Raw genomic sequence first — 26,445 nt, forward strand, 5'->3', positions numbered from 1 at the left:
GGATTTCTTGTTGCTAGAATATCCCCTATTCCTTGTGTATAATATGTTTTCGAGCATGAGGTAATATTGAGAACTTTAACCTCTTCCGAGGGTTTTATTTAATGGATCAGCCTCCAATTTTTGATAGTTTTATTGATGGTCCTGCGAAAGATCTGCTTCGATTAATCAACAATCATGCGCTTGTTTATATCCTGTCAGACGATGGAATACTTAAGTATTCCAACCAAAAACTCGCTGACCTTTCGGGCTTCACAGTCGATGAATTGGAGGGGATGTCGGTTCAAAACCTTCGCTCTCAATATCATCCTGATTCTTTTTATGAAGAGATGTGGGCAATACTTCGTCAGGGGGGAACCTGGACGGGCGAGCTTTGCTGTATGGGGCGATCGGGTACTTACTATTGGGAAGAGCTATCAATTTGCCCGTTAGAGCTAAAAGGGGATGCAAACAAATATTACCTGGGGGTCAGTGCTGATATTTCATTGTTAAAAAGCCGTGAAAAAACCATGGAAGCTTACAATGAAATGTTAATCAACATTACCAAAGGAATGCCCTTAAAAGAAAATTTTGTTCAGTTAATTCATAATGTGGAAGCCATTTTTCCGCATATGAATTGTGCGATTATGCTGTCGGAGAACGAGAATTATCTCCGCAGTTTTGCCGGTCCCAGTATTCCGGTTGACTATTCGGATGCAGTTGATGGGATCGAAATTGGTGAAACTGTTGGGTCTTGTGGTGCGGCGGCAAAAACCCAAAAACTTGTAATCGTTGAAGATCTTTACAATCATCCTAACTGGGCACCTTATCTGGATGTTATAAAAAAGACAGATTACCATGCCTGTTGGTCGCATCCGATTGTGAGTTCTGGCGGACGAACTTATGGGACCTTTGCAATTTATTACAAAACTACACGCGGTCCGACAGAAATAGAGCTTAATCTTATTCAATCTCTCGCCTATAGCTGTCACGGGGCAATAGAAAGTCATAATGCCCGTTATGAATTAATAGAACAACGAAACAGGGCCGAGACCGCAAACCATGCCAAAAGCCAATTTTTGGCAAATATGAGCCATGAGCTGAGAACCCCCTTGAACGCTGTGCTTGGATTTTCAGAAATATTGGAAAAAGAGCTGTTTGGGCCGTTGGGCAATAGTAAATACAAAACTTATGCTGAAGATATTCAGACTTCAGCACACTTTTTGCTCGATATTATTGGCGATATTCTGGATATATCCCTCATCGAAGCGGGTAAAATCTCACCGGAACCCGAAAATTTACCTGTTAAGAAATTGATGGGTTGTTGCATACAACTGGTCAAGAACAGAGCTAATGAAAAAAGTGTGGCCTATGAGATTATAGAGCCTGAGGGAGACTATTATATCTACGCGGATAAACAGCATGTAAAGCAGATCATTGCCAATTTGCTGATCAACGCGATCAAATTTACACCGTCCAAAGGGAAAGTTATTCTGACTGCTGAAATCAATAAGCCTGAATACATTGACTTTATCATTAAAGATAACGGGATCGGCATTACCGAAGAAAATCTGGAACGCGTAATGGAACCTTTTAGTCAAGTTGCCGATAGTATGACCCGTGCGCACGAAGGCGTTGGTTTAGGCCTAAGCCTTGCCAAAAAATTGGCTGTTGCACAGGGTGGTGACCTTCGGCTTGAAAGTGCATATGGTGAGGGCACAAGCGTTTTTGTGAGTCTGCCTCTTCAATATTGATATTATCTCCAGACTATTGAATTTCTTACTTATTTACGAATATAGAAAGAGATGCAATATCGGTAATATTCAGCTTTGTTCGTACTTACCTCTTGCCGTTGAATTGACGATTACACTTACCAAGCGATTTTAGGTCCAGCAGGAACGATGCCCGTCGGGTTGATATGCTTATGAGACATGTAATAATGAAGTTTACTGTGATTGATATCGACTGTTTTTCGAAGATTTGGAATTGCTACTAAATCCAACATATATCTGTATAAGTTCTCAAAACTATTTAAACGCTGTTTATTTGCTTTGAAATGTATTTCATATACGGTTTCAAACCGTACTAATGTTGGCATCAAAAACAAGTCTGGTAAGGTTATTTCGTCATCAAACAAATAACGTGATTTCTTTAGACGTGCATTGAGTATCTCTAACGCATCAAAGAAAATTTCGCTTGAAGTGTTGTAAGTTTTTTGGTCCTGAGCAAAACCAAAGTTGTAAACTCTTCGATTGACGTTGCCATGTAACCATTCATTCAGGGCAATGATCTCATTCTTATAATTCTCAGGAACAAGATTAAATTTGTTTTTTGCTAATGGTAACCAGCGTGTTGCAAAATCCATTGCAAGAGAAGCTGAATCATTACCGATAATAACATTGCGCACTTTATCCCACAAAATGGGCACCGTTACTTTTCCGGAATAAGCCGGGTGGGACAGGATAAAAAGCTCAACCAGGTTTTTTGTTTGGTTGATTTCGTCGGGGTATTCTTCATTAAAGAGCCAGCCGTCTTCATAACGTTCTGGAGCTACGGAAGAAATAGACACAACATCTTCCAGCCCAAGGTAACTAATCACGCCATAAGGACGGTGTGCAAAAGGGCATGCAAGTGAAATGTATAAATGATATCTGCCTGCCTCAATTGCTTTTGAAGGGGTAAAGGTATCTATAGCGGATAATTCGTGTTCTTCCCTATTGGGATACCAAATTCCTTTATCTAAAACTGCCATGACATAGATCTTTCTCCTTGGGATGACTGAATAGCTAAAATGTGGTGCTGAGTGGCTTTCATAAGAGGTGGAAAGGGCGAACGTATTGACGTGGCCCACGCGCTTTCCACACGGCCTTTATTAATCCAATAATTTGGGTGTCGTGCCGGATTGGTCAATCCAGGGGTTAGTACCCACCAGTTTGGAACCTGCGAGATTTTTGTCATCGAAGTGGATGATAAATTCTTCAGGTCCGTGGGCGTAAGCAATAACCAATCCGAATTCTGAATCGAGAAACCCACCATGAGGCCGGATACCAGGGTAACTTACGCGCCAAGCCGCGCCATCCAAGCCAACGTAACCGAACGTCAATTTACCAGTGATATCGCCGGGCAGTTCAAAGAACCAAACCCAAGGACCTCCTGATACGATGGTCATAACTTCGTCAATACCAACACCTTCTTTCGAATGGTTGATGTGCAGTGGGCCGAATTTATTCTGTGCCCAAACACGAGTATCTGCATCCATTGCTCTCATGTCATAAACTTTGGGGTAAGGTGCAACGCCCGGCTCAGAAGTTATCAACGAACCGCCGTTTTCAACAGTAGGTTTGCGACCAGCTGCTTCAACTTCTGCCAACAGGTCTTCGCGAGTCAGCTCAAAATAGGAGAGCAAATCAGCTACTTCATCTTCAGTGACTGCGCGGGAATGTGAAGCTTTCAGAAGTGGCAAGGCTTCTTCAGGGAGTGGTATTGTGCTCACTCTTACACCTACGGTACGTAAAACTTTATTTATGCCTTTAAGGCCAACTGTTTCAGGACTTCCGTCACTATATGAAAGCCTAATGCTATTCTCAGTTATAGAAAATGATCCTGCAAAACTTTGTGCTGCAGGTAACGTAAACAGCAAAGCGCCAAGGGATAAACCAATCCATTTCTTCATGATAGTATCTTCCTAAATCATTGGGACGCTAAGTCGCCGATATTAAATGTAGTTTTGCCATCTGGCTGTAACTGGGTTTAAATATAATTATTTAGATTTGGTTGATAAGTATTGGTTTAGTGATATTATAATTTACTTTTAGTAAACAATATTATTTGAATTAAGATTATGGATAAATTTCGAGCGATCACAGTTTTCCGGCGAGTTATTGAGTTAGGTAGTTTTAAAGCTGCTGCTGAAGATTTAAATTTATCAAAAGCGGCTGTTAGCAAAAACATCAATGAGCTTGAGAATTATCTAAAAAGCCCCTTAATCATCAGAACAACTAGAAGAATGAATGTTACGGAGAATGGTCTGCGTTATTACAATCATGTTCGTAACATATTGGATGAAATGGCCAACGCTGATTTATCTATTTTAGAAGACACTCAACAGCTTAGGGGAGAGCTACGAATAAGTATGCCGATGTCTTTTGGTTTAGAAACGATAAATCCCGCAGTGTGCCAATTTATGAAGTTATATCCTCAGGTGAATATAGATGTTTTAATGAGTGATCAGTATGTTAACTTGGTTGATCAGGGGATTGATATTGCCATCAGAGGCGGGGGACAATTAAAAGACTCAAGTCTTCGTTCGCGCAAATTGGTTGAGCTTAATCGTGTGCTTTGTGCGTCCCCAGCCTATATAGAAAATGCCCCTGAACTTTTGGAACCGGATGACCTAAGTTTCCATAATTGCCTTATCTACAGTTTGTCGTTATCACCCACGAATTGGGTCTTTAAAAATGAGAATGAAATAAGAGAGCTTAATTTGCTTGCGGGTTCTTATGTCGTGAATAATGGTTTGGCGTTAAAACAAGCGGCATTAGCAGGTGTGGGCGTTATCTTGACGCCTGAGATCCTTGTTCGCGATGAATTGGAAGCAGGTAAATTGCTGCGGTTGTTGCCCGCATGGAAGGTGGATGCACATGCACTTTATGCGGTTTACCCATATCATAGAGAAACATCCCATAAAATCAGAACGTTTATTGATTTTCTCTCAAAGCTAGATAGAAAATAGGGTATTGTTGTAATTACTTTTACGATCATCTTTACAGTTCTGCTTCGTAGGGGATTGTCCTATAGCTAAGGGTTGTTTTATATGAAGTTTCAAATAGGGCAGTTATTTGAGCTTTACACCGTGACCAAGGTTTTTATTCAAGGTTCCGATTTAGCTGTCTGATGTTCATCTTGTTATTTTAATCATCAGATTAGAAAATCTTTTATAACAGTATTAGATAAACTGGGCTTGAAGAATTATCATTGGCCTAATAAAGCTAATATATAAAAATATTTTCAGAACCAAATTTGAAACCCACTTTTAAAACAGAGAAGGCAAAGGGATGGCAATCGGCGAAGTAATCTGGACCTATTTTCAAGGCGAGTGGCACGAAGGTAATCTACCGATTATGGGGGCCGCGGATCACGGGACTTGGCTTGGTTCTCTTGTCTTTGACGGCGCGCGATCTTTCGAAGGTGTTGTACCGGATCTGGATCTTCATTCTGCCCGTGTGAATGCCTCTGCCGAGGTTATGGGTCTGAAGCCGACCATGACAACCCAGCAACTGATAGATCTGACCATGGACGGCCTGAAGAAGTTTGCTGATGATGCCGCTGTTTATATTCGGCCTATGTACTGGTCCAAAGAAGGCGGCGCAGGAACAGTTGTTCCTGATGAGAATTCTACCGAATTTTGTCTTTGTCTGGAACAGTTTCCGATGGCACCAAGCAGCTATACGCAAACGCTCTGCCGGACCAAGTTTGTCCGTCCGATGGTGTCAATGGCGCCGGTGAATGCCAAGGCAGCCTGTCTCTACCCAAACAATGGCCGTATGATCCGCGAAGCTCAGGCGCGGGGATATAATAATGCGCTTGTTGCCGATGCGATCGGAAATGTTGCAGAAACAGGTACGTCAAATGTGTTTATGGTCAAAGACGATGTGATCTATACGCCCGTTCCAAACGGTACTTTCCTGAACGGTATTACGCGACAACGTGTTATTGGACTTCTACGAGAAGCCGGGCGTGAAGTTGTTGAGACAACGCTTTCTTTTGAAGACTTTGAAGGCGCAGATGAGGTATTTATGAGTGGAAATATCTCTAAAATCACGCCAGTTGTTAAATTCGAAGATGTGGAATACCCCATTGGCCCTGTGAGCAAACTGGCCCGCGAACTTTACTGGGCATGGGCAAAGAGCTAGTCGTTATTGATAAATATCCAGTTTGTTTAAATTAAACAGTCCGAAGCACAGATGTTGCCTTGGACTGTTTTGTTTTTCTCAAAAATATTTATCTAAACCCAAATATCTAAGATTTGGCCTCTCGTGTAGTTGGATACAGAAAGTATTTTTGAAGGCTCATTGGTACTTCTTTTTGTGCTGATTACCTCTTCGGCTTCTATCACTGTATCCTTTGAGAAAGAATCAGGAGGCGATCTGAAACTTGATCGTGATCGATTTAAAAGTGGTGAAACAGGTATGATTTGCATGCCGTATTATTCTTTATATCGTCAGAAAATTACCGAGCATGTCGATTAATTACATACTCTTGTATTCTAATACGGTGCTGAGATTTCTTTATTCCCTACAAAATAAATTTATAAATAAATGACAAATCAAAGGGTATTAGAACTGTTTGATTAGTTTTTTGAAGTAGTAGGTATGGGTGAAGACCCTTAAAATGTCTCTGCATCAGTTTTTGCGAGGACTAGGAGGTTATGAATCTCGATGTGCAAAAAAAGAAAGCAGCCAGAAAGAACAAGTAAGCTAGTAATTCCTATTATTTTAAGAGCCTTCATTTTAAAATACGTATTTGAGGAGTTTTTATTCCATTAAAATTGAATTTTCATAAATGATAATTTTGCTGATTGGATTTTAATGATCTGAAACCAGAATAATAGTATCATCAATGGTGTTATATAAGACCGAGATCACTGGAAATCCAATTTCTGTTCCATTCGGTGGAAAACCAATGCATACGGCAATTCCTGGCTCAAATGTGTCTGGTGGATCTACAGTGATTTCTGGTTCTGGTTCCGTGGTCGTAACATTATTCTCTGCACCTGAATCTGTTGCATTAACTTTTGAAATTAGACTGCCAGTGTTGCTATCATTGTCAAGATTTGCTTGGTGAACAGGTGTATTATTTGTTGAGCCTGGGCTTTGTTCTGAAGCATCTATTAATAGGTCATTATAACTAACCGTTTCTGCTGAGTTGGACGTTACCAGTGATAATTTACACTTTTCTGGTTCATCAAATTTGATTTCGTAAATATTTATATGATCTTCTGCAAAATCTTTATCACTCTGCTCTTCAAGGAGGTTACTCGGAATTTCAAAGTTATCGTTATCTTTTTTATTAGTGATAAAAGTTTCACCATGCGCAATCGATGCATTATTAAATTGGTCTGCTACAGCAAGAGAAGGAACAAGTGTTCCAATCAAAGCTGAATAGTAAATTTCTGTTGAATGGGGTGACGTTATTCTTGATTGGTAGGTAAGATTTTGTAACGAACGGTGTTCCGATGATTGTTTGGTTTCCGAAGTTGTTTGTTCATCAGAGATATAGGCCTTCAAGTAATTATAATACCTTTTTTCCCCATTAAATTCGATTTCTAAAACTTGAGCATCTTGTTGATTAAAATCGCTTTGAAATACAAAAGGTAGTAATGCGAAATGAAACTCCTCTGTAATTCCGAGACTTTGTTTTAGGCGGCCTTTTGCGCGTGAAAAACGGCTCATCACTGTGCCAAGAGGTAATGAAAGCTCGTTGGCTGTTTGTTGGTAACTATTGCCATATATGATCACTTGTTCAAGTACGTTCTGATCATTATCGGTTAAAGCATATATAGCGGTTTCTATTTGCCTTAATATAGAGCGGTGTTCGAGGGTTTTTTCAGAGCAATCATGTGGATTTTTTGTTGTATCTTCATCAAGTGAGCCTTCGATAGTCACCTGTCGCTTGCTATGACGTATTTGGTCTATCCATAAATTTTTTATGATCGTCTTAAACCATGGCTCCAGACCATATTCATTATTGTAAGTATCTCTTTTTGATAAAATACGGGCACAGGCTTCCTGAACGAGATCAGCAGCTCTGTCCTGATCTTTTGTTAGATATACTGCATAGCGTTTTAATTTTGGCATCAAAGATATCAGATTGTTTTCAATGACAAGTGTAACGCTGTCAGTTTTCATCTGTCTGTCCTTGTAAAATTGCTCTTAGTTAAATTTATGTACGTTTGAACTGCAGAAACATCCTTCATAATATTTGTTTCTTGTTCACACGAATTTGGCAGTGAACAGTTTCGTCAATGTTAAACAGACAATCTGAATTATCTGTTAATCGGAATGTTTGCCTATTTCTAGTCAAAGCAAACCTCATAGAAAGATTAATCTGGCGAGATAATTTTTTGTTCGGAATAAAATTCTCTCGATTGCGTATTGGGAAAGGAGAGATGAAAATTTTCGAAGAGTAATTATCATGAAAATATACCGAAGCGAACTTTCTGATTTGCGATTTCTTAAATTAAAGAAGGAGCAGGGATAATGGAAAGGCGAACCTTCTTAAAAGGCATTCTTTGCTCTGGTTTTGTTGCGGTGGATCGTCCTGAAAGTTCAAAATTTATCCAATCTGGCTTCAGGACCATTGCACCTGTTGGATGGCGTAATTTTATTGCTGGTAATGAAGATTTAAAAACAAAATCTCCTAAGGGGCAAATCAAACTGGATCGTGATCATCTATATAAAATTGCCCAGTTTAATAAGAGAGTTAATAAAAATATTAATTATGTATCAGATGAAAAAAATGATCTTTGGCAAGTAGCAGAAACAAAAGGTGATTGTGAAGATATAGTTCTCAGGAAATTACATGATCTGACTGTCATGTTGAATTATCCACGGTCACTTTTTTCTATTGCAACTTGCTGGACAGAGACGAAGCTTAATCATGCGGTTTTGGTACTGCATACTGATGAGGGAGATATGATCCTTGATTCAAGGTTTGATCATGTTGCTGCATGGCATCGGTTACCCTATCGGTGGGGAGCAATTGAACAACATAGAGGCATTGATGATTTCTGGCATATGATTATTAAAAGCTCGTTATAAAAAACTGCCGATATTTAGTTTAAACATCTATGTACTTTCAAAAAGATATTAACGGTAGTTTTGATGATGTCTATATGATGTTGTTTTTTTTAGATAATTTCTCAATTTTAAAAAAATAAATAAATTCTGGAATTAAATTCTTTATGGACCGTATTAGGTTATAGGTACTTTGATCGAAAGGATTTCTCATCAGTGATCCTTTCTTCCCCCGCACCATACTGTGTTTGTGTTTGTATGGCGCTCAGGGTACCTAATTGCCCGATCCCTTGTTGGGCAGCGAAGCCCTGCTCCTGCGCAGGGCTTCGCTTTATTCATATTAGATTGAATTGAACTTTACCCGTTAATATAAACATCGGTTTCATCGTCCATTTTAACCAAAACTTGATCCATGATGTTTACACCATGAAGATATGCGATTGTTGTAAAACCAGCACTATCTTCTGACCCATTAACGTTTATTTGAAGGACAGTTTTTCCTGTTTCATCTGTGAACAGCCTTACATAATCATTGATATCATCGCCAGTTTCATAGTTATCTGATATCAAATCACTGATATCAAGAACATCACCCGAAGAATAGTCTTTGATCGTGTCAATATCGACACCAACAGTTTGCTTGGCAAAATCAAAAACATCGTCACCAGAACCTCCTATGAGAGTATCGTTTCCTTTTCCGCCCATCAGGATATCGTTACCTGCCTTTCCTATAAGAACATCATCCCCTTTACCGCCATTGAGTTGATCATCCCCTTTACCGCCATTGAGTTGATCATCCCCTTTACCGCCATAAAGCTTATCACAACCTTTTGCTCCCCGAATTTTGTCATCACCTCGTTTACCTTTTAAGGTGTCGTCTTTATCTCCTCCGGTTATAAAATCATGACCAGTATTTCCTGTTAAAGTAATACCTTCATTCGAAGTATCGTTGATTTCTTGATCCTGATTTTCATTGTTGTTAGAGGCCGTCGTGCCAGGAAGATTATGTTGAGGGGAAAGATTATCGTTGTTTTGTTCAGCCGCTACAGGACTTTGACCAATAGTACCTGTCGCGTCCAAATTTAACTTGTCTGTCGTCGTTAGAAGGTCGTCAATACCGAGTTGTTCTTCGGTTATTGGTATAGGTAAAGTCGCTTCGGAGATTGTAGAGCTTTCATTGATAAGGTTTGCTAAATCAAAGCTCTGTTCCTCTAGAAGATCTGTTGCTAAATAGGAATCGTCTTCATTTGTCTCAACAACAGATTTTTCCGAATTAGGACCTGTTGCTTTGTCGGCTAAAGCGACAGCAGGGATAGCAGCCCCTAACAAGGCGGAATAATAAGCCTCTGTTTTAAGGGAAGAAGAGTTCTTTTTTCGATAACCAAGTTGATGAAACAGACGTTGGTCAATTGGTTGTCTATCTTGTGCATCAAGGTCTGACAAATAGCGATCATAAAAATCACTATCTTCTTCGATTTCATCAAATTCGATTTCAAGGGACTGGATATCCATTGGCTCAAAATCACTTTGAAAGATATAGGGTAGCAATGCAAAATGGAGATCTTCTTTGGCAAAATCGAGCTTTTCTCTTAGCCGTGTTCTTGCTCGTGAAAATCTGCTCATAACGGTACCAAGTGGTAGAGAGAGCTCATCCGCTGTTTGTTGATAGCTATTACCGTTAATAACGATTTCCTTAAGAACATTTCGGTCGTTACCTGATAGTCCGTAAATGGCATTTTCAACCTGCATAAGGATTGAACGATGTTCAATGTTTGCTTCTGAAGAATAATCAGGATCAATAATAATATCGTCATCAATTGAACCCTGAATTTTTACTTGTCGCTGACTTTGGCGAATTTGATCGATCCAGAGATTTTTCATAATCATTCTGAACCACGGTTCCAGGCCATAGTCTTCGTTATAGGTATATTTTTTAGATAAAACTCTTGCACAGGTTTCTTGTAAAAGGTCCGAAGCCTTTTCCTGATCTTTTGTTAGGTATACAGCATAGCGTTTTAATTTTGGCATCAGAGATACCAAATTTTTTTCAACTACGATGCTTCCGCCATTATCTTGCATTTATCAACCCTCGCTCTACAACGCCCTCATACCTCCATACGCTCGGGGGATAAAAAAATTCCCGTGTAAGTGAAATTTTTTTTAATAATAATTATAATTGTTATTTATCAATCTCTTATGATGAGAAAAAAATACAATAATTTTAACTTGTACTGTGAGTTTTTGATTTCACATCAGAAAAATGATTGTTTATTAAGGTTTGTGGTTTGTTTTACATAGGCTCTCTTTTGCCTGAAATCTCTTATTGAAACTTGAAAGCAAAAAACCTTTTTCGGGCTTTCATAGCAATATGAATATTTTACTATGGGGCCTGAAAAAGGTTTTTTGTCGGAGGTCAAAGTATTAATTTATTCAGCGTTTTGTGTCGCTTAATAATGAAATGATTTTTACGGATCATAAGAAACGACATTATCTTCGTCGAGTTTAACAAGGATACTTGTTAAGTCGCTGGTTGCATCGAAAACAGCAATTTTTGTGAAACTTTCTCCTGAATTTGTACCATCAGTATCCACTTTGAGGACGTATTGCCCTGATTTTGTTTGCGTAATTTTTATGTAATCGCTGATATCATCGCCATCTTTATAGGTATCAGAAATTAGATCACTAATGTCCAAAATGTCACCGGATGAGTAACCTTGGACAGTATCTATATCAGTGCCAACATTCTGACCGGAAAAATCGAAGGTATCATCACCAGCGCCGCCAATAAGAATGTCGTCGCCTTCGCCACCGATAAGTAAGTCGAGACCTTCCCCACCGATCAGTGTGTCATTGCCTTCTCCACCCTTTAAGCGATCATCACCTGTGCCGCCATCAATGATATCGTCACCTGTTTTCCCAGACAGTTTGTCGTTGCCATCACCGCCTTTCAAGATGTCGTTACCTTCTCCCCCATTGAGTTTGTCGTCTCCTTCGCCACCTTTAAGTAAATCATCACCTGCGCCACCATCTATGATATCGTTACCTAATTTCCCAGACAGTTTGTCGTTGCCATCACCGCCTTTCAAGATGTCGTCACCTTCTCCCCCATTGAGTTTGTCGTCACCATCTCCGCCTTCCAGAAGATCATCACCATCGCCACCAATGAGTTGATCATTCCCATCACCACCCCACAGTTTGTCGTCTCCCTCACCACCGTCGAGAAGATCGTTACCTAAATCACCATTGAGAAGATCGTTTCCAGCCCCGGCATAGATTTTGTCATCACCCCAACCACCGGTTAGTGCATCATTTCCATCTCCGCCATCGAGGGTGTCATCGCCATCGCCACCATCTAGATAGTCATCACCGTCGCCACCATCGAGGCTGTCATCGCCCGCGCCACCGAAAAGGTGATCATCGCCTTCACCGCCCTTAAGTGTATCGTTTCCATCACCACCGTGGAGAATGTCGTTACCTGTTTTGCCAGACAGTTTGTCGTTTCCATCGCCGCCTTTTAATATATCGTTACCTTCTCCCCCATTGAGTTTGTCGTCTCCGGCACCGCCTTCCAGAATGTCATCGCCATCGCCACCATCTAGATAGTCATCACCGTCGCCACCATCGAGGTGGTCGTTACCTTCTCCGCCATAAAGCTTATCGTTATCGTTTCCACCGTAAAGTTCATCATCACCTAGGCCACCATCAAGAATATCTTCGCCACTTCCTCCGAAAAGTTTGTCGTTGCCATCTTTACCTTTTAATTCATCATTACCTTTTTGCCCCCGCAAGATATCATCACCTGGACCTCCAACAAGTTTGTCGTCACCGTCTCCACCGTAGAGTTTGTCGTCACCGTCACCTCCGAAGAGTTTGTCGTCACCGTCAAGACCATAGATCTTGTCATTACCTGCCCCACCAGTGAGCCTATCTTTTCCTGGCGTGCCAATAATTGTTTGATCAATGATTAAGGGGGGACTTAATTCTGAAGATTCTAAGAATTCGTTTCTTCTACTTAGGAGTAAGATTTGTCCAAGAGTTTGATCTGTGTTGCCTTGCAAAGTTGTTTGTACGTCGAGACCGCCATCATCAAAAATTAGGTCGCCAAGATTATCGTTGTATGTACTTCCTCCGCCGCTAACTGGGTTTGTGTTTGAAGCTGCTGTTTCCAACGTGTCATCGGTGAGCAAGGCAAGAGAGCGTTTGATTAGAAGGTCTGCAGAATATTCCACGCCTCCGATAACCAGAATGGGAATGTCTTGAGCATTTATTTTTTCGAGCAGATTGCTAAATACAATTCTGTTGTCAATTTCGCCATCCTGATCTGTATCGAATGTCAGGATATAATCATTGCCTTCTATACTTGGCTTAGCATCTGCAGCGTTAAAATTCAAAACAGCTTTTTGTCCAGCATCCAGAGAGATATGAAAGTTTTCTCCTGTTGGAGGCAAAGATATTGTGATTTCATCTGATGCCTGTTTAGTAAGATCGCTCTGTAACACATTATCAGTCATGTAACTACTCCGGTTAATCACAAGTGAACCGTTCAACAAAATGTTTCGGGCTCAACTCGGTCAAAGTCACTGTAATTTTAGTGACTTGAATGTTTTTCTACCTTTGCCCTTCAACAGGTTTTCTTGTTTTCATGGGCTCATGACTTCCAATACGGCAGGTTCAAAATTTTATTCCCATATCAAGTGATTTTTTTTAGGCAGGCACGTTAATTGCCGGAATAGAGCATTGGATTGGAATAAAGTAACTCTAATGAACGTATAGGGAATAAGGGGGCTTGAGCACGGGGAGTGAGTAAATGTATCTAATAAAAAATAATCCAAAAAAATATTGCATAAGCAATGATCAAGAAGCTTTTAATCCAGAAATTAAAAAATGCTTATCCAATACTGGTTCTTTGATTACAGAATTCACAAGGTATTGGTCGAGCTTGCCAAAGGTTGGTTTCATACCTGATCGGGATGATTTTTTGCCTGAACGTATTCCTGGATTATTGCCAAATATTGTTGTTTTAGAGCCTATAAATCGAGATTTTCTCAAATTGCGATTGGTTGGTTCTGCAATTGAGACAAGATTCAACCAACGTAATTTGGGAGGGCAAAATTATCTTGATTTTGTGAGGCCGATTGACCGTAGTAATGTGTCGCAAGCAATCTTTTCCATGATTGAATATCCCATGGGTTTGTTGGCTAATCTTCAGATGGGGACGTGTAAGGGGGTATTTTCAACGGGAAACTTAATTGCTTTTCCGGTTAGAAATGCAAACAGTGCACGGTGTTTGATATATATTCTACAGGATTTACCCGTTCAGGTTAACTATTCTAATCAAGATGTGAATAGCTTATTTGTGATAAATGGAAAGCTGTTAAGTTATATAGATATTGGTGCTGGTGTGCCTGCATCAATTAAGCCGATTTAGTCGGTTGTTAAATTTGAAGATGTGGAATACCCCATTGGCCCTGTGAGCAAACTGGCCCGCGAACTTTACTGGGCATGGGCAAAGAGCTAACGCAACACAAACAGGTTAAATTCAATTCCTTTTCTTCAGCCCGGTGCAGTTATATTGCCCTTGATACTTTATTTTGAAGGTATTGCCCCATTTTGAATGGTATTGCTCTGGGCTGTTTTACGTATCTCCCATGTCTTGTTTGTATCGTTTGCACGTGCAATGACGATTATCTCTTTATGATTTGCCCTGAATGGGGATTGATCCCAATCTCCGTATAGATGCTCGATTTGAAATCCTGCTTTGCCAAGATGATCTGATAACTCTTGTTGGCTCAGAAAGCGGATACATGCCTCGGTTTTTACGACTTTGGAATGATGGTTTTCGCTGTTGGTTTCTGCCTTGCCTTGCGTTGGGTGTCTTTCCCGGTAAAGGGTGTAGTATTTAACAATGGCCCCTTCACCCTGTTCCATAACGTTACGGAGGTCATGCCATACCTCAAACTCTTTATCTGCTGAGATCTCTGCGTTTTTGGGAAGTATGAATATCTCTTTTGTTCGTTCGGGCGTCCATCTTAACCATGCTTTGTCCGCCGAATTTCTGGTGTCAAAGGCAATTCGTCCATTCGGGGAGAGGTGAGTCTTTATATTGGAGAGAACTGCTTGTATATCCTGATCAGTCAGAAAAACCTGAAAGGCATGACCGCTCAGGATAACAAGGTCAAAGCGTTTATCTGACTTATAGGTGGCGGCATCTGATCTAACCCAGGATACCTTGCTACCGCAGGGCCGTTTCAAGGCGATGTCCAGCATATTCGGTGCGGGGTCAACCCCGGTTGTATCATGTCCGACCTTCGCAAAAGCAGCCGTGAGCAACCCTGTGCCACAGCCTATATCAAGTATTTTTGGCGGAACAGCTGCGGCCTCTGCCAATGAGAGAAAGAAATCGCAATCTGGTCCCCAGGGGTTTTGTGCGTCATAAAGACGGGTAAGAATGGGATCATGATAATGATCTATCGGAAATGTTTCTGACATTGCTATCTTATCGAGGCCATATTAGAGGGCTACACTATAGGGGAATGGGAATGGGAATGGGGATGGTGAGGATGGATAAGAAAATACCCGGAAGTGTTGCGTTAAACTGTGATGATTATCAACATAACTTATGCTGATGCAGTTCGAGGATGATCATTGGATAACAAATACGACTGTTCTATTATTTCTTTCAATTGCTCTTCTATAAAGGGTTTGGTCAGGACATCGTTCATTCCTGCCTGGCGAAAAATTTCGTGACGATCGGTAAAGGCTTCGGCTGTCAGGCCAATGATTGGAACGTTGGTTCCTTTATCCGTGGCTCTGATCTGTTCGGTGGCAATGATACCGTTCATAATTGGCATGTGGACGTCCATTAGAATGAGATCAATGTCATTTTGTGCAAAGAGATCAACAGCTTTCTTTCCATTTTCTGCCTGAATAGTGTCATGGCCAAACTTGGTAAGAAAGGCCTTGGCAATCATAGCGTTTACCTGATTGTCTTCGGCTAACAGGATGGATAACTTTCCGATATCAGTTTGCTGTGGGCGACTAAGGTGTTTGTGGTAAACATCAATTTCGTCTTGGGTAGGTAGTGTTATGGGGAGCTCAATCCAAAATGATGTTCCTACGCCCAATTTGCTTGTTACTCTGATGTTTCCTTTCAATAACGAGATCAGGCTGTTTGTAATGCTTAAGCCTAGACCTGTTCCGCCAAATTTTCGAGTGATGGTATTATCGGCTTGGGTAAAAGCATCAAAAATACTATCTAATCGATCTTCTGCGATACCAACACCGGTATCTTCGACAAGGATACTTAGCTCGGTAGTATCGTTTACGTTCGTCAGAGATATTAAGAGTTTTATCTGCCCTTCTTTGGTGAATTTAAAAGCATTGCTCAACAAGTTATTCAGGATTTGCCGGAACCGGGTTTGATCACTATAGATCAGCTTGTGATCCTGCAGATCAATATCAGTGATAAACTTAAGCTTCTTTTCATCAGCAAGAGAACTAAACGTCGCATCAAGAGGTGCCAGCATCTTTGCTATATCAAAAATTCTATTCTCAAGTTCGAGAGCGCCGCTTTCAATTTTGCTCATATCCAGCACATCATTAATGATTTCCAACAAGGCTTGGCTTGATGAAATCAATGTTGAAATCTTGAGCTCCTGATCTGTATTTAAAGGAGTGTTTTTCAATAACTGGGCCATACCGATCATGCCGTTTAAGGGGGTGCGAATTTCATGGCTCATGGTTGCCAGAAAATCGGATTTCGCGGAATTGGCTGTTTCTGCGGTATCTCTAGCTTTTTCCAGTGCTTTTGTTCTCTGTTGGATTTTTGTTTCGAGATTACGGTTTAGTTCGTCTACTTCTCGTTTGGATCTTTCCAGTCTTTCTTCAACAAGTTTGAGATCTGTTATATCCTGAACAAGACCCGTTACTTGAATAACCTTACCTGATGCATCGCAGTTGAGATCATTATAGCTGGTTAGATAATGAATATCGCCATTTCGGTGAACGACGCGATAACTAAGAGAAAACTTGGTTCCTTTCTTCAAGTTTTTGCTCTGAATTTTTTCAACGCGTTCTCGGTCATCCGGATGTACACAGGCGATAAATGTGTCGTAACCTGGTGATACATCATCGGGAAGGCCATAAATATTGGCGAGGTTTTCTGACCACTCTTCGTATCCTGTTGTTAAATCCCAAAACCAATGTCCCATTTGGGCTACACGCTGGGCACGGAGTAAATTATAGTTATTTTTATCAAGACGTTCAGACAGTTCCCGCCGTGTTACGATTTCTTTCTGTAGCGAAGCCAGGCTCTCCTGGATTTGATCCAGCATTGCATTGAAGCTATAACCGAGTTGCCCGATTTCATCATTGCTGGTGTCTTGAAGCCTTATGTCAAGGTTGCCTGATTTGATTTGGGTACTCACATCTGCAAGATGAAGGATTGGGCGAATAAGTCTGCTTTGCAGATGAAAATAGCTAATAATGACAAAGGTTATTGTCGAGAGAACAAGAATGGCTGCAACAATAGTAAGGTGATTGATCTTGTGTTCAATTTCAACGACTTCACGAGCCGTGCGTTGATCAATCTCGATACCAAAATTATTTATAGGACGCATGATCTTTGCTTTGGCATTGTGATAGGCATCGCTAAATAAAATATCTGCGGAAAGCTGCGGGTCTGGAGCAGCCTTTCTGGTCAAGTTGCCTTTGTCATCTGTGAAGAGGCCATTGAGTGCTGCAAAAGCTTTACGTTCCAGAAATACAAGATCGTCAGAATTTGATTTGGCAACTTCCAGAAATTCCTGTTCTTTTTTGCTGACACCGATAGCTTTAATCAAGGATAATAGAGAGGTAGCGGTTTCTGATGTATCGTTATTAGTTTGCCCAGAAATAACGAAATCCCAATAGACACTATTGTAGTTTTGAGGTCGCGATTTCTTTCCATCTCGGATATCCAGAATATCATTGAAATACTGCTCAAATCTCTGTTCCCCTGTGATGGCATAACTTCTGGCCATACGGGTGAGGTCATTTGAAGATTGGCGTAGTTGGTCAGCAAGCTTTAAAGCTTTTACACGCTGTAATTCTTTATGGGTTAATTCAGTTGAACTGTCATAGACCAAGCCAAGGGTGAGCGTTGTCGCGCCCAGCAACACCATGAGAAGTGTAAAAATTATAATAACCCGAACACGGATCGACATATAGAAACACCTGTTTTCTCTGTGTTATATCCTAATACCGTGTTCTTAAAACGGGGTTAATGAGAAGAGGGTGAACAACAACATATTATGGTGCTCACTATTGCTGAATAATCATTTGATTTACGATAATTACTTGGCTCCAATGAATGTAGGACATCTTGTCAGCGATAAAATGACTAGATCTTAAGGGCCGTAGGCGGGTTTTTTATGTTCTTTTTGGAAGACAGGTTCGTGAATAGATTCCTGCATGACGTTATTTATTTCATTTAAAAGCTTTGCCGGATTGATCGGTTTTGCAACACAGGCGTTCATTCCCGCTTCGAAATATTCCTTAACATGTTCTTCTACAACATCAGCGGTGAGGGCGATGATTGGCGTTTTTGCAACAGGTCCATCAAGCGTTCGTATGATCTTTGTGGCTTCGGGACCACTCATTTCCGGCATACGTATATCCATAAGAATAAGATCTGGCTCATCGCCCTGCACAGCCTTTGATAATTGATCTACAGCCTCTTTCCCGTTATTTGCTTCTTGAACATTATGACCATATTTCTCCATCAAAGCCGAAACGATACGAAGATTAAGCGGATTGTCATCAACAGCGAGAATAACAAGTTTTCGTCTGACTTCATAATAGTCGGGTTCAATGTCTTCCGGTAGAGAAAGAGCATTTTTATCTGCTTCTTTCAGCGGAATCTTGAATTCAAAATCAGTACCTTTGTTTTCCTCGGATGAAACTGTGATGCTGCCCCCCATCACACTAACCAAGCGTTTTGATATGGCTAATCCTAATCCGGTGCCTGAATAACGGCGAGAAATAGAGGCGTCAGCTTGTGTGAATTCGTCAAAAATCTCATCCAAACGATCTGACGGGATACCGATCCCGGTATCTGAGACTTTGATAACAAGCCACGAAAAATCTTTTGATTGGTGTTCTTGTCTGGCAGATAGGGTTACGGTCCCTTTTTCCGTGAACTTGATTGCATTCCCTAGCAAATTGATCAGGATTTGACGCAAGCGGGTGGCATCACCGTGTAGATGGTTTGGAATATCATCTGCTATTAGAATATTAAGTTTTAGGAATTTTTGTTGTGCTGACTGCTCAATAATTTCTATTGTCTTATTGAGTTCATTACGTAATTGATAGTTAATATTCTCTAGCTTGAGCTTTCCCGCGTCAATTTTCGATAGATCCAGGATATCGTTAATAATGATGAGAAGAGATTGGGTGGCGCCCTGAATTTTTTCAACTTTTTCTCTTGTTTCTGAAGAGATTGTGTCGTCCAGCAACATATCGGCCAAACCAAGTACGCCGGCCATGGGGGTGCGGATTTCATGACTCATGGATGCCAGGAACTCTTGTTTGGCTTTACTGGCTGCTTTTGCTGCTTCGTATTGCTCTGCCAGCTCTGCTGTTCGTTCGACAATACGTTGTTCCAGGGTGTCAGCCGCTTTTCTTAGATCGGTTTCTGCTTTATCGCGTTCATGGATGCGTTTTGCAATGGAATGCAATAGGCGATTTCCTGACTCTGCTAATACATAGAGTTCGTCGCCGTGATTTTTTGCAGGTACGACAAGCTTTGTCGCTTGCGGGTCATCAGGATTGGTGTTTGCTAGTGCGCGCGAGATGTTCTGCAATGGCCCGATAAGCAAACGATAAAAAACGAGGGAAAAAATACCAGCAATAATGAGACTTTGGAGCAGGATGACCAAAACTTCCAACGCAGCTCTTTGAACGAACTCTGTCGCAGTATCAATAGGGTCAGAAATCACCTGTAAATATCCGGCTCTTACTTCAGGATCATCAATGGTTCGTAGCTCAATTTCAAAGGATTGTAATCCCCCAAATCCATGATCTGCTATCCAGCGGTGAGGGGACTTGGCAAGAACTCTGGATTTACTGGTGAGTGTATTGTGCAGGTCATCCAGAATGGTGACTGATATGATGGATTGATATTCCATCAGACCATTCGCGACTTCACCAGCCAGGTCGTCATTCACATTATAGGCTGCGCGCGCCGCAGGCTGATTGGCAGTTTGGATAACCTGTTCTACAGTCTTGAGAAAGTGTTCTTTTGTTTCCTTTAAATCAAGATAAGAAACAAGCGCACTCATGAATAGACCGATGAGTAGAGCAACGAAGATCACTGATCTCGCAACTTTGGAAGCAAGTCGTTTCTGGATCTTGGGTGTGAACGGGTCTTCTGATTGCACGTTATTCACTCAATCAATTATTCTCTATGGTGCATTCCTCAGTTTTCTGAACAAGCCTTGTTACCCCAAGTGGCTTGCAAATCCTGGTTTTCTTTGATCCATTTATCTGCGGCCTGATCGTGGCTCAAACCATCGGCGTCAACTAACGCGGAAACCTGGCTTATCATGGCATTGGTAAAGTTCATGTCACTGAGGATCGCAAAAGCACAGGGCCAGTTTTGTTCCATTTTTATCCAGGCGACCTTTTTAAGCCAACCATCTTTTGGGTTCCCACAATCGTGAATGCGTTTTGGGTTAATACCCCAGGCAGGATCGCTTTCACATTTTTCTGCGTAATCCGGGAATTCGACAAACTTACCATCAAACCGATCTTCTATCCAATTCGGACTCCAGTTGAAGAGAACAATCGGTTCTTGTTTTTGATAGGATTTATCAAGTTCTACCCACAGGTCATCGGCTTGTTTTACAGGACTGACCGTAAAGTCCATTTCCAAGGCTCTTATACGGGCTTTTTCCGGTTTTTCCCATGGGCCGGCGACATATCTTCCCTTTGGTTCTGTTGAGTTATGGGAAAAGAGTGTGGCACATTTTTTCAAGGCTTTCCAATCGGGCAGGCCGGGGCAAACTTTCTCGACGTAGCTGGGATACCACCATTCTTCACGGGTTTTTGCTGCGTGATCACCAGCAATAACAATTTGCCCTTTTTCTTGCACCCGCTGTAAATCTTCGGCCATGGTACCTTGCCAAACTTCGACTTGTACATGTTCCAGTCCGCGATGAAGTCTTGCCCATTGATCCTTTGTCGTGAGTTCTTTGTATTCAACATTGTACCCCTTGGACCCTAGGGTTTTACCAAAGATTTTTGCCATAACGATCTGGCTGGTCCAGTTGTTTATAATAATCCTGACCGGGTCTTCACTTTCCGGAACGGACGCGGTTGCCGGACCAGAGGATAAATTGTTGGTAATCAGTATTAAACCTGCGGCAAAAAGTAATCGGGGGGCAAACACGAAAGGACGTCTGGGTGTGTTGGTCATTTGGGCACTTTTGAAGATTGAGATCATTGAAAACCCTAATCATTTTACAGCAAAATGTTTGTTTACCTTATGGGTGATTCCAAAGCTTATGAGGAAAAGATTAAATTTTTCTTTTGTGAATGAAGAATAACTCTGTACATGGCATCGATAATACCCCTTATGTTTTACCATAATAAGGGGTTTGAATGCCCTGATGATATAAAAATTAAGAGTTGTTTAGCTTGTTTTCCCTAAAGTCTATTCACGGCTAGTTGTCTGGACAGGATGTGCTATATTGTGATTTCTCTGAAAAGGCGGAGAAACCACAATGTCAGATGCTGACAGAGGTGAGTAGGTTTAGAGTATGTCAGTAGAAATCAAGGGACCTGATCAGGGGGGGATATCCCAAACACGTCAGGAAGACAGGATAGAGGCAGCCATCCTTGTTCTTTCTGATGATTGCCTGTCCCTTCTTGACGCGAATCATCGCGCTACCGAAATGCTTGGTTATTCTCGTGATGAATTACTGGCCTTGTCACCTGATGAATTGATTGATTTCTCACCCAGTTCCACACAGGCCGGAAATTTGTGGGCTCTTGTCAAAGATGAGGTCACCTTACGCCATGCAAATGGGCAATCCATATTCTGTCGGGTTTCGTCTGGTAGCCTTGAAATCGGAGGCGTTGTTCAGCAACTTGTTTCTCTAACCCCGATATCCCACGACCAAAAAATGTTAAAGGCCGGGGCTTTGTTACGTCTGGCTGTTGAACATATGCCGGATGCAATGATCATATATGATGTCGATGATCGACTGATGTATTTCAACAAGGCATATCGTAAAATTTTTTCATATATGCCACCTCTCGAAGAGCTCGTGGGCAAACACTATCTGGACGTCATTCGCATAACGATGGAGGTGCCAGGCGTTATCACTGATCCACTCTGCCATACTGATCCAGAAGCTTATTTGCAAAAGCGTTTGGATCGTTTGCATAACCCGCATGATGGCCCCTTTGAACAAGATACCGGGGTGGGATGGCATGTGGTGAATGAAATGCGTATTCCCGGGGTTGGCTTTGTTAATCTGCGCCGTGATATCACCGTGGAAAAGAAATTCCGGGACGAGATGTCTCAGGCCAATAAACAGCTGGGTAAAGCAGCGCAAGCCATGGAAAAATCTCATGCCGATGCATTAAAGGCGCAGGTGCTGGCAGAGCAGGCTAATCGCAGCAAAAGTGAATTCCTTGCCATGATGAGCCATGAACTGAGGACGCCCTTGAATGCGATTATTGGCTTTTCTTCGATGATGACAGAAAAGATTTTTGGGGGTATTGGCAATGATAGATACGAAGAGTACCCCTTTTTAATACATGAGAGTGGTCAGCATTTACTCGCGATTATTAATGATATTCTCGATCTGGCAAAGGTCGAAGCGGGTAAAATGGAGTTGGATTTAGAACTCCTTGATGTGAGAGAATTTTTGCAGGAATGCGCCCGCTTGATAAAGGGATTAGCGGTCACCCGTGGTGTCACAATCGCTATCGAAGTTAACCATCAAAATGCAACGCTGCATGCTGATTCCAGAATCACCAAACAAATGGTCGTCAACCTTCTTTCCAACGCCTGTAAATACACGGCGGAGGGAGGGCAGGTTGTGTTATTTTTTACACGGGATGAACAAAATCGAAAAGTGATCGGGGTGAAAGATACGGGTGTCGGTATGAATAAAGCTGATCTCGCACTTGCTCTTATTCCTTTTCAGCAGGTGGGGGATGTCTCAACCAATACAGACAATGGGACGGGACTTGGCCTGCCACTGGTTAAATCATTTATTGAACTTCATGGTGGTAGGTTAGAGATTGAGAGTGATCCGGGACAGGGGACCTGTGCTTGTCTATGCTTTCCCGTTTCTGAATAGCAATGTAGTAATAGAAAAACAACAAACTAAGAGAGAGAAATGATCAGGTGGTATGATGGAGTTGAGATATAAGAAAGATAAAATCTATGATGAGTCTTTTCTTGACGTCTGTCATGCAAATATCTTGGCGTTTTATGAATTCTATTGTGCTAAAAAACAGGGGCGCTCTATGCCGTCCCGATCCGATTTTGATCCTCTTGAGATGAGAGAATTTCTACCTAGTATGACACTGGTTGATGTGAAGCCAGAGACAAACGATTTCATCTATCGACTGGTAGGTACCAAAGAGGTCGAAATCAGGGGCAAAGACCCCACAGGAAAAAGTGTGCGCGATGAATTCTACGGGGTGGTCGTTGAAGAAGTCGAAGAAAATTACAGGTATGTGAGTGAATATAAAACGTTTCTTTATGACCATACCAATGACGCGGATAAATCAAATAAAATCATTCATGATGAAACTCTCTTTGTGCCGCTTTCAAAGGATGATAATACTGTTAATATGATTATGTTGTTTTCTGTTCAGCAGTTTGCGCAACACTAATAATACTGTCCCAATTCATTGCCCTAATTAAAGCTCTTGGTTTTCATCCTTAATCCTGATTTTTTAGGTCAAAATTTTACCAAACAATAATAATTGAACGTAATAATGATTTACGTCACTAATAGCTATCTGCGACCTGGAAGAGAGCTTTATGTTCGAATTGAAGCACCCGCGAAATAAAATTTATGACGAGCGGTTTCTAGATAAATGTGATCCGAAGATAACGGCGTTCTATCATGAGTATTGCGTTCGCAAGCTGGGGCGAACAATGCCGGGACGTAAGGACTTTGATCCTCTGGATTTGAAACGTTTTCTCTCTGGTATTATCCTTGTCGAGAAAGACCGTAAAACGGGGGAACTCTTTTATCGGTTGGTGGGAACCGAAGCCGTAGAAATACGAAAAAAAGATCCAACAGGTAAACGGGTAAAAGAACATTTTTACGGGGATAGCTGGGAAGAGGTCGAAGAAAATTATCGTTACGTCTGTGAGTGCAAATCGTTCATTTACGATCATACCGTTGATGGAGATAGAATAGGAAAATTTTTTCACGAAGAAATTCTATTTCTACCGCTGTCGGATGATGATGATTTTGTGAACATCATCCTGCTTTATTCTGTGAAGAGTCTGAATAGTTCAGAATAAGAAGGTGATTGACTATTAATATCGCGAATAGCAAAAATGGCAATATCGTTGAGCGGCCACTGTCTCCTATTCCACTGTCTCCTATTCCACTGTCTCCTATTCCAATGTCTCTCATTCCAATGTCTCTATACGACGATATATAAAAACTGAGGTTATATTCTCGTCATAAAAAAAGACCTCAAAGAATTAATCTTTGAGGTCTTTTCATCGAGAAAGCTACAAGCCTTAAAAACTATGGGAGGGTAGTTTTTAGAGCGAGCCTTCTATGAACACGGTCGGCAAAATCGATTAGATTTTAGAAACGATACCAGAGATATCGCAACGTGCCAGACCGATGTCTTCAAGAGTTGCATCGCTGCAACCTTCAAGAGCGATAAGTGTTTCTCTGCGAAGCTTGTAGTTTTCAATAGCTTCAATCGCGGAAACAAAAAGATTACCAAGCGCAAAACCAATACGTTCTGCATAAGTTGCAGTTGGGTTTACAGGAAGTGTTTCTGTGAATGTTACTGTAGCCATTGTTCTAACTCCTAAACAGTAGGTAAATAAAGTTTAGACGCTTCGCGAAAGTTCGTGTTCGTCCGATACCCAGAGATATAATCCCATTGATTTATTTTTACGAATGGCAATCCTACAACTCGGATATGCAGAAAGCGCATGCCACAAAACCGACACTTTCCGCGGGATAGAGAGAGGGTATGTTTCAGGTGGGTTTACTATGAAAGCTATTGAATTCTCTGAGCTTTGATTTTTAGGTGATCCAGAATTCAGTAATTTTTATGGCGTCGCTATCACTTAAAAGTCATATTATGGCTAATCAAAGGTTAACAGATTTGACGGAAAAACGTCATGTTTTGATATTTTCGTCTGACATATGTTTCGTAAGTTCAGGGAACAGAATCGTTTTATAGTTCCGTTAACTCGGGCGAATTGCCTATATGCAATGCTTCTATATAACTCAATACGGCTTCTTCGCTATGGTGGCCGATGATTCTGCGGGCCTGGGCTTTGATCTCGTCGCTGGCGTTGGCGACAGCAATTGGCATATGGACGGAACGAAGCATGTCGAGGTCATTGGAGCTATCCCCGAAGGCGGTGGTCTCTTTGATGGTCAGGTTGTGACGATCCTTGATGTGGCCAAGGAGAGATTTTACCGCGAAACCCTTGTTCGCTTCGGGGGCGGAGACAATGATTTCCCAGCCACCAATGTAGTGGTTGGGGTAAAGGGTAATCAGAAGGTGAGGGAGCTTTTCCTGGATCAGGTCTTTGATGGCAAAGATCTCTTCTTTGCTTCCCAGATATACAAAACAGAGCACATCATCCAGTAAAGTCTCTGCCTGTCGATTGTGATTTTGTGAAGTATCCGGCACTTCGCTGTTGAAAAGATGAGAGGGCAGTTCGCATAAACGCGGGTCGCGGCGAATGATTTTTTCGTCATGAAACCATTGCATGCCTTTGTTTTTCAGTTCTGGATAGTACAAAGGGTTGTCATCGCTCCTGAGACCCGAAACATAGGGGATCAAGCCAAGTTCCTGAAAACAGTCAAAGGCAAGTGTGGCATTGTTCAGGCCTAAACCCTTGTGATCAAGGATATGGTCCGTGTTCAGGTCTCTGATAATTGCGCCGTTCAATTCAATAATGGGCAGTTGGAGATTAACATCTTCCATAAGGTGTCTGATAGAGGGCGTTGCCCGGGCAGTCGCGATTGTAAAATGAACACCCTGTTCAATCAGGTTGTTGAGCCTTTGCACCGAAGTTTTGGGTAGATCCCCGACGCTGTCCAGTAAAGTGAAATCCAAATCGGATACAAAGAGTTTCAAGTTATGTCCTCGGTCAGGCCCGTGATAAATCTAAGGTAGGGTGGTGTTGCTAAACAAACTGCTATGATGATCTAGCCTATTTCAGCCAATGATAAAAGGAGAGTTCCAGTCAGGGACTTTTCCCTACATGGATTACACTGTCTTCATGGATTACACTGTCTTCATGGATTACACTGGTCGTACATTTTTCTTTACCCATTGTATTATAGTTAGCTGCTGTTCTTGAAAAAGGGCAATCAATCTCTAAGTGAGATATGAACAATCAAGCAAGCCCGTAACTCTAAGACCAAAGGGATCGTTTGACCGTAAAATTCTTTGTAAC

At 41.5% G+C, this 26,445-nt stretch carries 20 protein-coding genes; 9 read left to right on the plus strand and 11 right to left on the minus strand.

What is annotated here, in order from left to right:
* Positions 1-101 precede the first annotated feature (101 nt).
* Positions 102-1,730 (plus strand): PAS domain-containing sensor histidine kinase, encoded by a 1,629-nt coding sequence (locus WH96_RS04115; RefSeq protein WP_047762893.1) that lies wholly within the window; start codon positions 102-104, stop codon positions 1,728-1,730.
* Between the two features lie 116 nt (positions 1,731-1,846).
* On the opposite strand, the gene WH96_RS04120 is transcribed toward WH96_RS04115, so the two are convergent.
* Both WH96_RS04120 and WH96_RS04125 read right to left on the minus strand, forming a co-directional pair.
* The gene (locus WH96_RS04120) at positions 1,847-2,728 is read right to left on the minus strand and encodes a glutathione S-transferase C-terminal domain-containing protein (RefSeq protein ID WP_047762894.1); all 882 of its coding nucleotides are present in this window, start codon (positions 2,726-2,728) and stop codon (positions 1,847-1,849) included.
* Between the two features lie 120 nt (positions 2,729-2,848).
* Positions 2,849-3,649 carry a hypothetical protein gene (locus WH96_RS04125; protein WP_047762895.1) on the minus strand — a complete coding sequence of 267 codons (801 nt, stop codon included), beginning with the start codon at positions 3,647-3,649 and terminating at the stop codon, positions 2,849-2,851.
* A gap of 168 nt (positions 3,650-3,817) precedes the next feature.
* Between WH96_RS04125 and WH96_RS04130 the strand changes: the two genes are divergently transcribed.
* The 3 genes from WH96_RS04130 to WH96_RS04140 all read left to right on the plus strand — a co-directional run bounded on the left by WH96_RS04130 (position 3,818) and on the right by WH96_RS04140 (position 6,224).
* The gene (locus WH96_RS04130) at positions 3,818-4,708 is read left to right on the plus strand and encodes a LysR family transcriptional regulator (RefSeq protein WP_047762896.1); all 891 of its coding nucleotides are present in this window, start codon (positions 3,818-3,820) and stop codon (positions 4,706-4,708) included.
* Positions 4,709-5,030: 322 nt separating this feature from the next.
* Positions 5,031-5,888 (plus strand): branched-chain amino acid aminotransferase, encoded by an 858-nt coding sequence (locus WH96_RS04135; RefSeq protein WP_047762897.1) that lies wholly within the window; start codon positions 5,031-5,033, stop codon positions 5,886-5,888.
* A gap of 129 nt (positions 5,889-6,017) precedes the next feature.
* On the plus strand, positions 6,018-6,224 hold the full coding sequence (locus WH96_RS04140) for a hypothetical protein (protein ID WP_047762898.1): 207 nt from the start codon (positions 6,018-6,020) through the stop codon (positions 6,222-6,224).
* A gap of 336 nt (positions 6,225-6,560) precedes the next feature.
* On the opposite strand, the gene WH96_RS04145 is transcribed toward WH96_RS04140, so the two are convergent.
* Complete coding sequence (locus tag WH96_RS04145; RefSeq protein ID WP_047762899.1) at positions 6,561-7,883, minus strand: RNA polymerase sigma factor; 1,323 nt, start codon at positions 7,881-7,883, stop codon at positions 6,561-6,563.
* A gap of 402 nt (positions 7,884-8,285) precedes the next feature.
* Between WH96_RS04145 and WH96_RS21080 the strand changes: the two genes are divergently transcribed.
* Entirely contained in the window at positions 8,286-8,795 is a 510-nt protein-coding gene (locus tag WH96_RS21080; protein ID WP_162200115.1) for a transglutaminase-like cysteine peptidase, read from the plus strand.
* Between the two features lie 333 nt (positions 8,796-9,128).
* On the opposite strand, the gene WH96_RS21085 is transcribed toward WH96_RS21080, so the two are convergent.
* Together WH96_RS21085 and WH96_RS21090 are read right to left on the minus strand one after the other, a co-directional pair.
* Positions 9,129-10,850, minus strand: a complete 1,722-nt coding sequence (locus WH96_RS21085; RefSeq protein ID WP_053005665.1) for a sigma-70 family RNA polymerase sigma factor — start codon at positions 10,848-10,850, stop codon at positions 9,129-9,131.
* A 386-nt stretch (positions 10,851-11,236) separates the two neighbouring features.
* Positions 11,237-13,282, minus strand: a complete 2,046-nt coding sequence (locus tag WH96_RS21090) for a calcium-binding protein (RefSeq protein ID WP_053005666.1) — start codon at positions 13,280-13,282, stop codon at positions 11,237-11,239.
* Positions 13,283-13,578: 296 nt separating this feature from the next.
* Here WH96_RS21090 and WH96_RS04165 point away from each other — a divergent pair, with 296 nt between their 5' ends.
* Positions 13,579-14,199, plus strand: a complete 621-nt coding sequence (locus WH96_RS04165; RefSeq protein ID WP_047762900.1) for a PAS domain-containing protein — start codon at positions 13,579-13,581, stop codon at positions 14,197-14,199.
* A 158-nt stretch (positions 14,200-14,357) separates the two neighbouring features.
* On the opposite strand, the gene WH96_RS04170 is transcribed toward WH96_RS04165, so the two are convergent.
* The 4 genes from WH96_RS04170 to WH96_RS04185 all read right to left on the minus strand — a co-directional run bounded on the left by WH96_RS04170 (position 14,358) and on the right by WH96_RS04185 (position 21,225).
* Positions 14,358-15,260 carry a class I SAM-dependent DNA methyltransferase gene (locus tag WH96_RS04170; protein ID WP_053005667.1) on the minus strand — a complete coding sequence of 301 codons (903 nt, stop codon included), beginning with the start codon at positions 15,258-15,260 and terminating at the stop codon, positions 14,358-14,360.
* Positions 15,261-15,388: 128 nt separating this feature from the next.
* Complete coding sequence (locus WH96_RS21095) at positions 15,389-17,974, minus strand: ATP-binding protein (protein ID WP_053005668.1); 2,586 nt, start codon at positions 17,972-17,974, stop codon at positions 15,389-15,391.
* Positions 17,975-18,157: 183 nt separating this feature from the next.
* Positions 18,158-20,188 carry an ATP-binding protein gene (locus WH96_RS04180; protein WP_053005669.1) on the minus strand — a complete coding sequence of 677 codons (2,031 nt, stop codon included), beginning with the start codon at positions 20,186-20,188 and terminating at the stop codon, positions 18,158-18,160.
* 38 nt (positions 20,189-20,226) lie between these two features.
* Complete coding sequence (locus WH96_RS04185) at positions 20,227-21,225, minus strand: ABC transporter substrate-binding protein (protein WP_082130362.1); 999 nt, start codon at positions 21,223-21,225, stop codon at positions 20,227-20,229.
* A gap of 343 nt (positions 21,226-21,568) precedes the next feature.
* Here WH96_RS04185 and WH96_RS21100 point away from each other — a divergent pair, with 343 nt between their 5' ends.
* The 3 genes from WH96_RS21100 to WH96_RS04200 all read left to right on the plus strand — a co-directional run bounded on the left by WH96_RS21100 (position 21,569) and on the right by WH96_RS04200 (position 24,306).
* Positions 21,569-23,122, plus strand: a complete 1,554-nt coding sequence (locus WH96_RS21100) for a PAS domain-containing sensor histidine kinase (protein ID WP_053005670.1) — start codon at positions 21,569-21,571, stop codon at positions 23,120-23,122.
* 55 nt (positions 23,123-23,177) lie between these two features.
* Positions 23,178-23,663 carry a PAS domain-containing protein gene (locus WH96_RS21105; RefSeq protein WP_053005671.1) on the plus strand — a complete coding sequence of 162 codons (486 nt, stop codon included), beginning with the start codon at positions 23,178-23,180 and terminating at the stop codon, positions 23,661-23,663.
* A 151-nt stretch (positions 23,664-23,814) separates the two neighbouring features.
* Positions 23,815-24,306, plus strand: coding sequence for a PAS domain-containing protein (locus tag WH96_RS04200; RefSeq protein WP_047762901.1), 492 nt, complete (start codon positions 23,815-23,817; stop codon positions 24,304-24,306).
* Between the two features lie 288 nt (positions 24,307-24,594).
* Here WH96_RS04200 and WH96_RS04205 read toward each other — a convergent pair whose 3' ends face one another.
* The gene (locus WH96_RS04205; protein ID WP_047762902.1) at positions 24,595-24,822 is read right to left on the minus strand and encodes a DUF1127 domain-containing protein; all 228 of its coding nucleotides are present in this window, start codon (positions 24,820-24,822) and stop codon (positions 24,595-24,597) included.
* A 386-nt stretch (positions 24,823-25,208) separates the two neighbouring features.
* Positions 25,209-26,123: an HAD hydrolase family protein gene (locus WH96_RS04210; protein WP_047762903.1), complete on the minus strand. Its 915-nt coding sequence runs from the start codon at positions 26,121-26,123 to the stop codon at positions 25,209-25,211.
* Positions 26,124-26,445: the final 322 nt, after the last annotated feature.

This window comes from Kiloniella spongiae, assembly GCF_001026905.1.
Lineage (GTDB): Bacteria > Pseudomonadota > Alphaproteobacteria > Kiloniellales > Kiloniellaceae > Kiloniella > Kiloniella spongiae.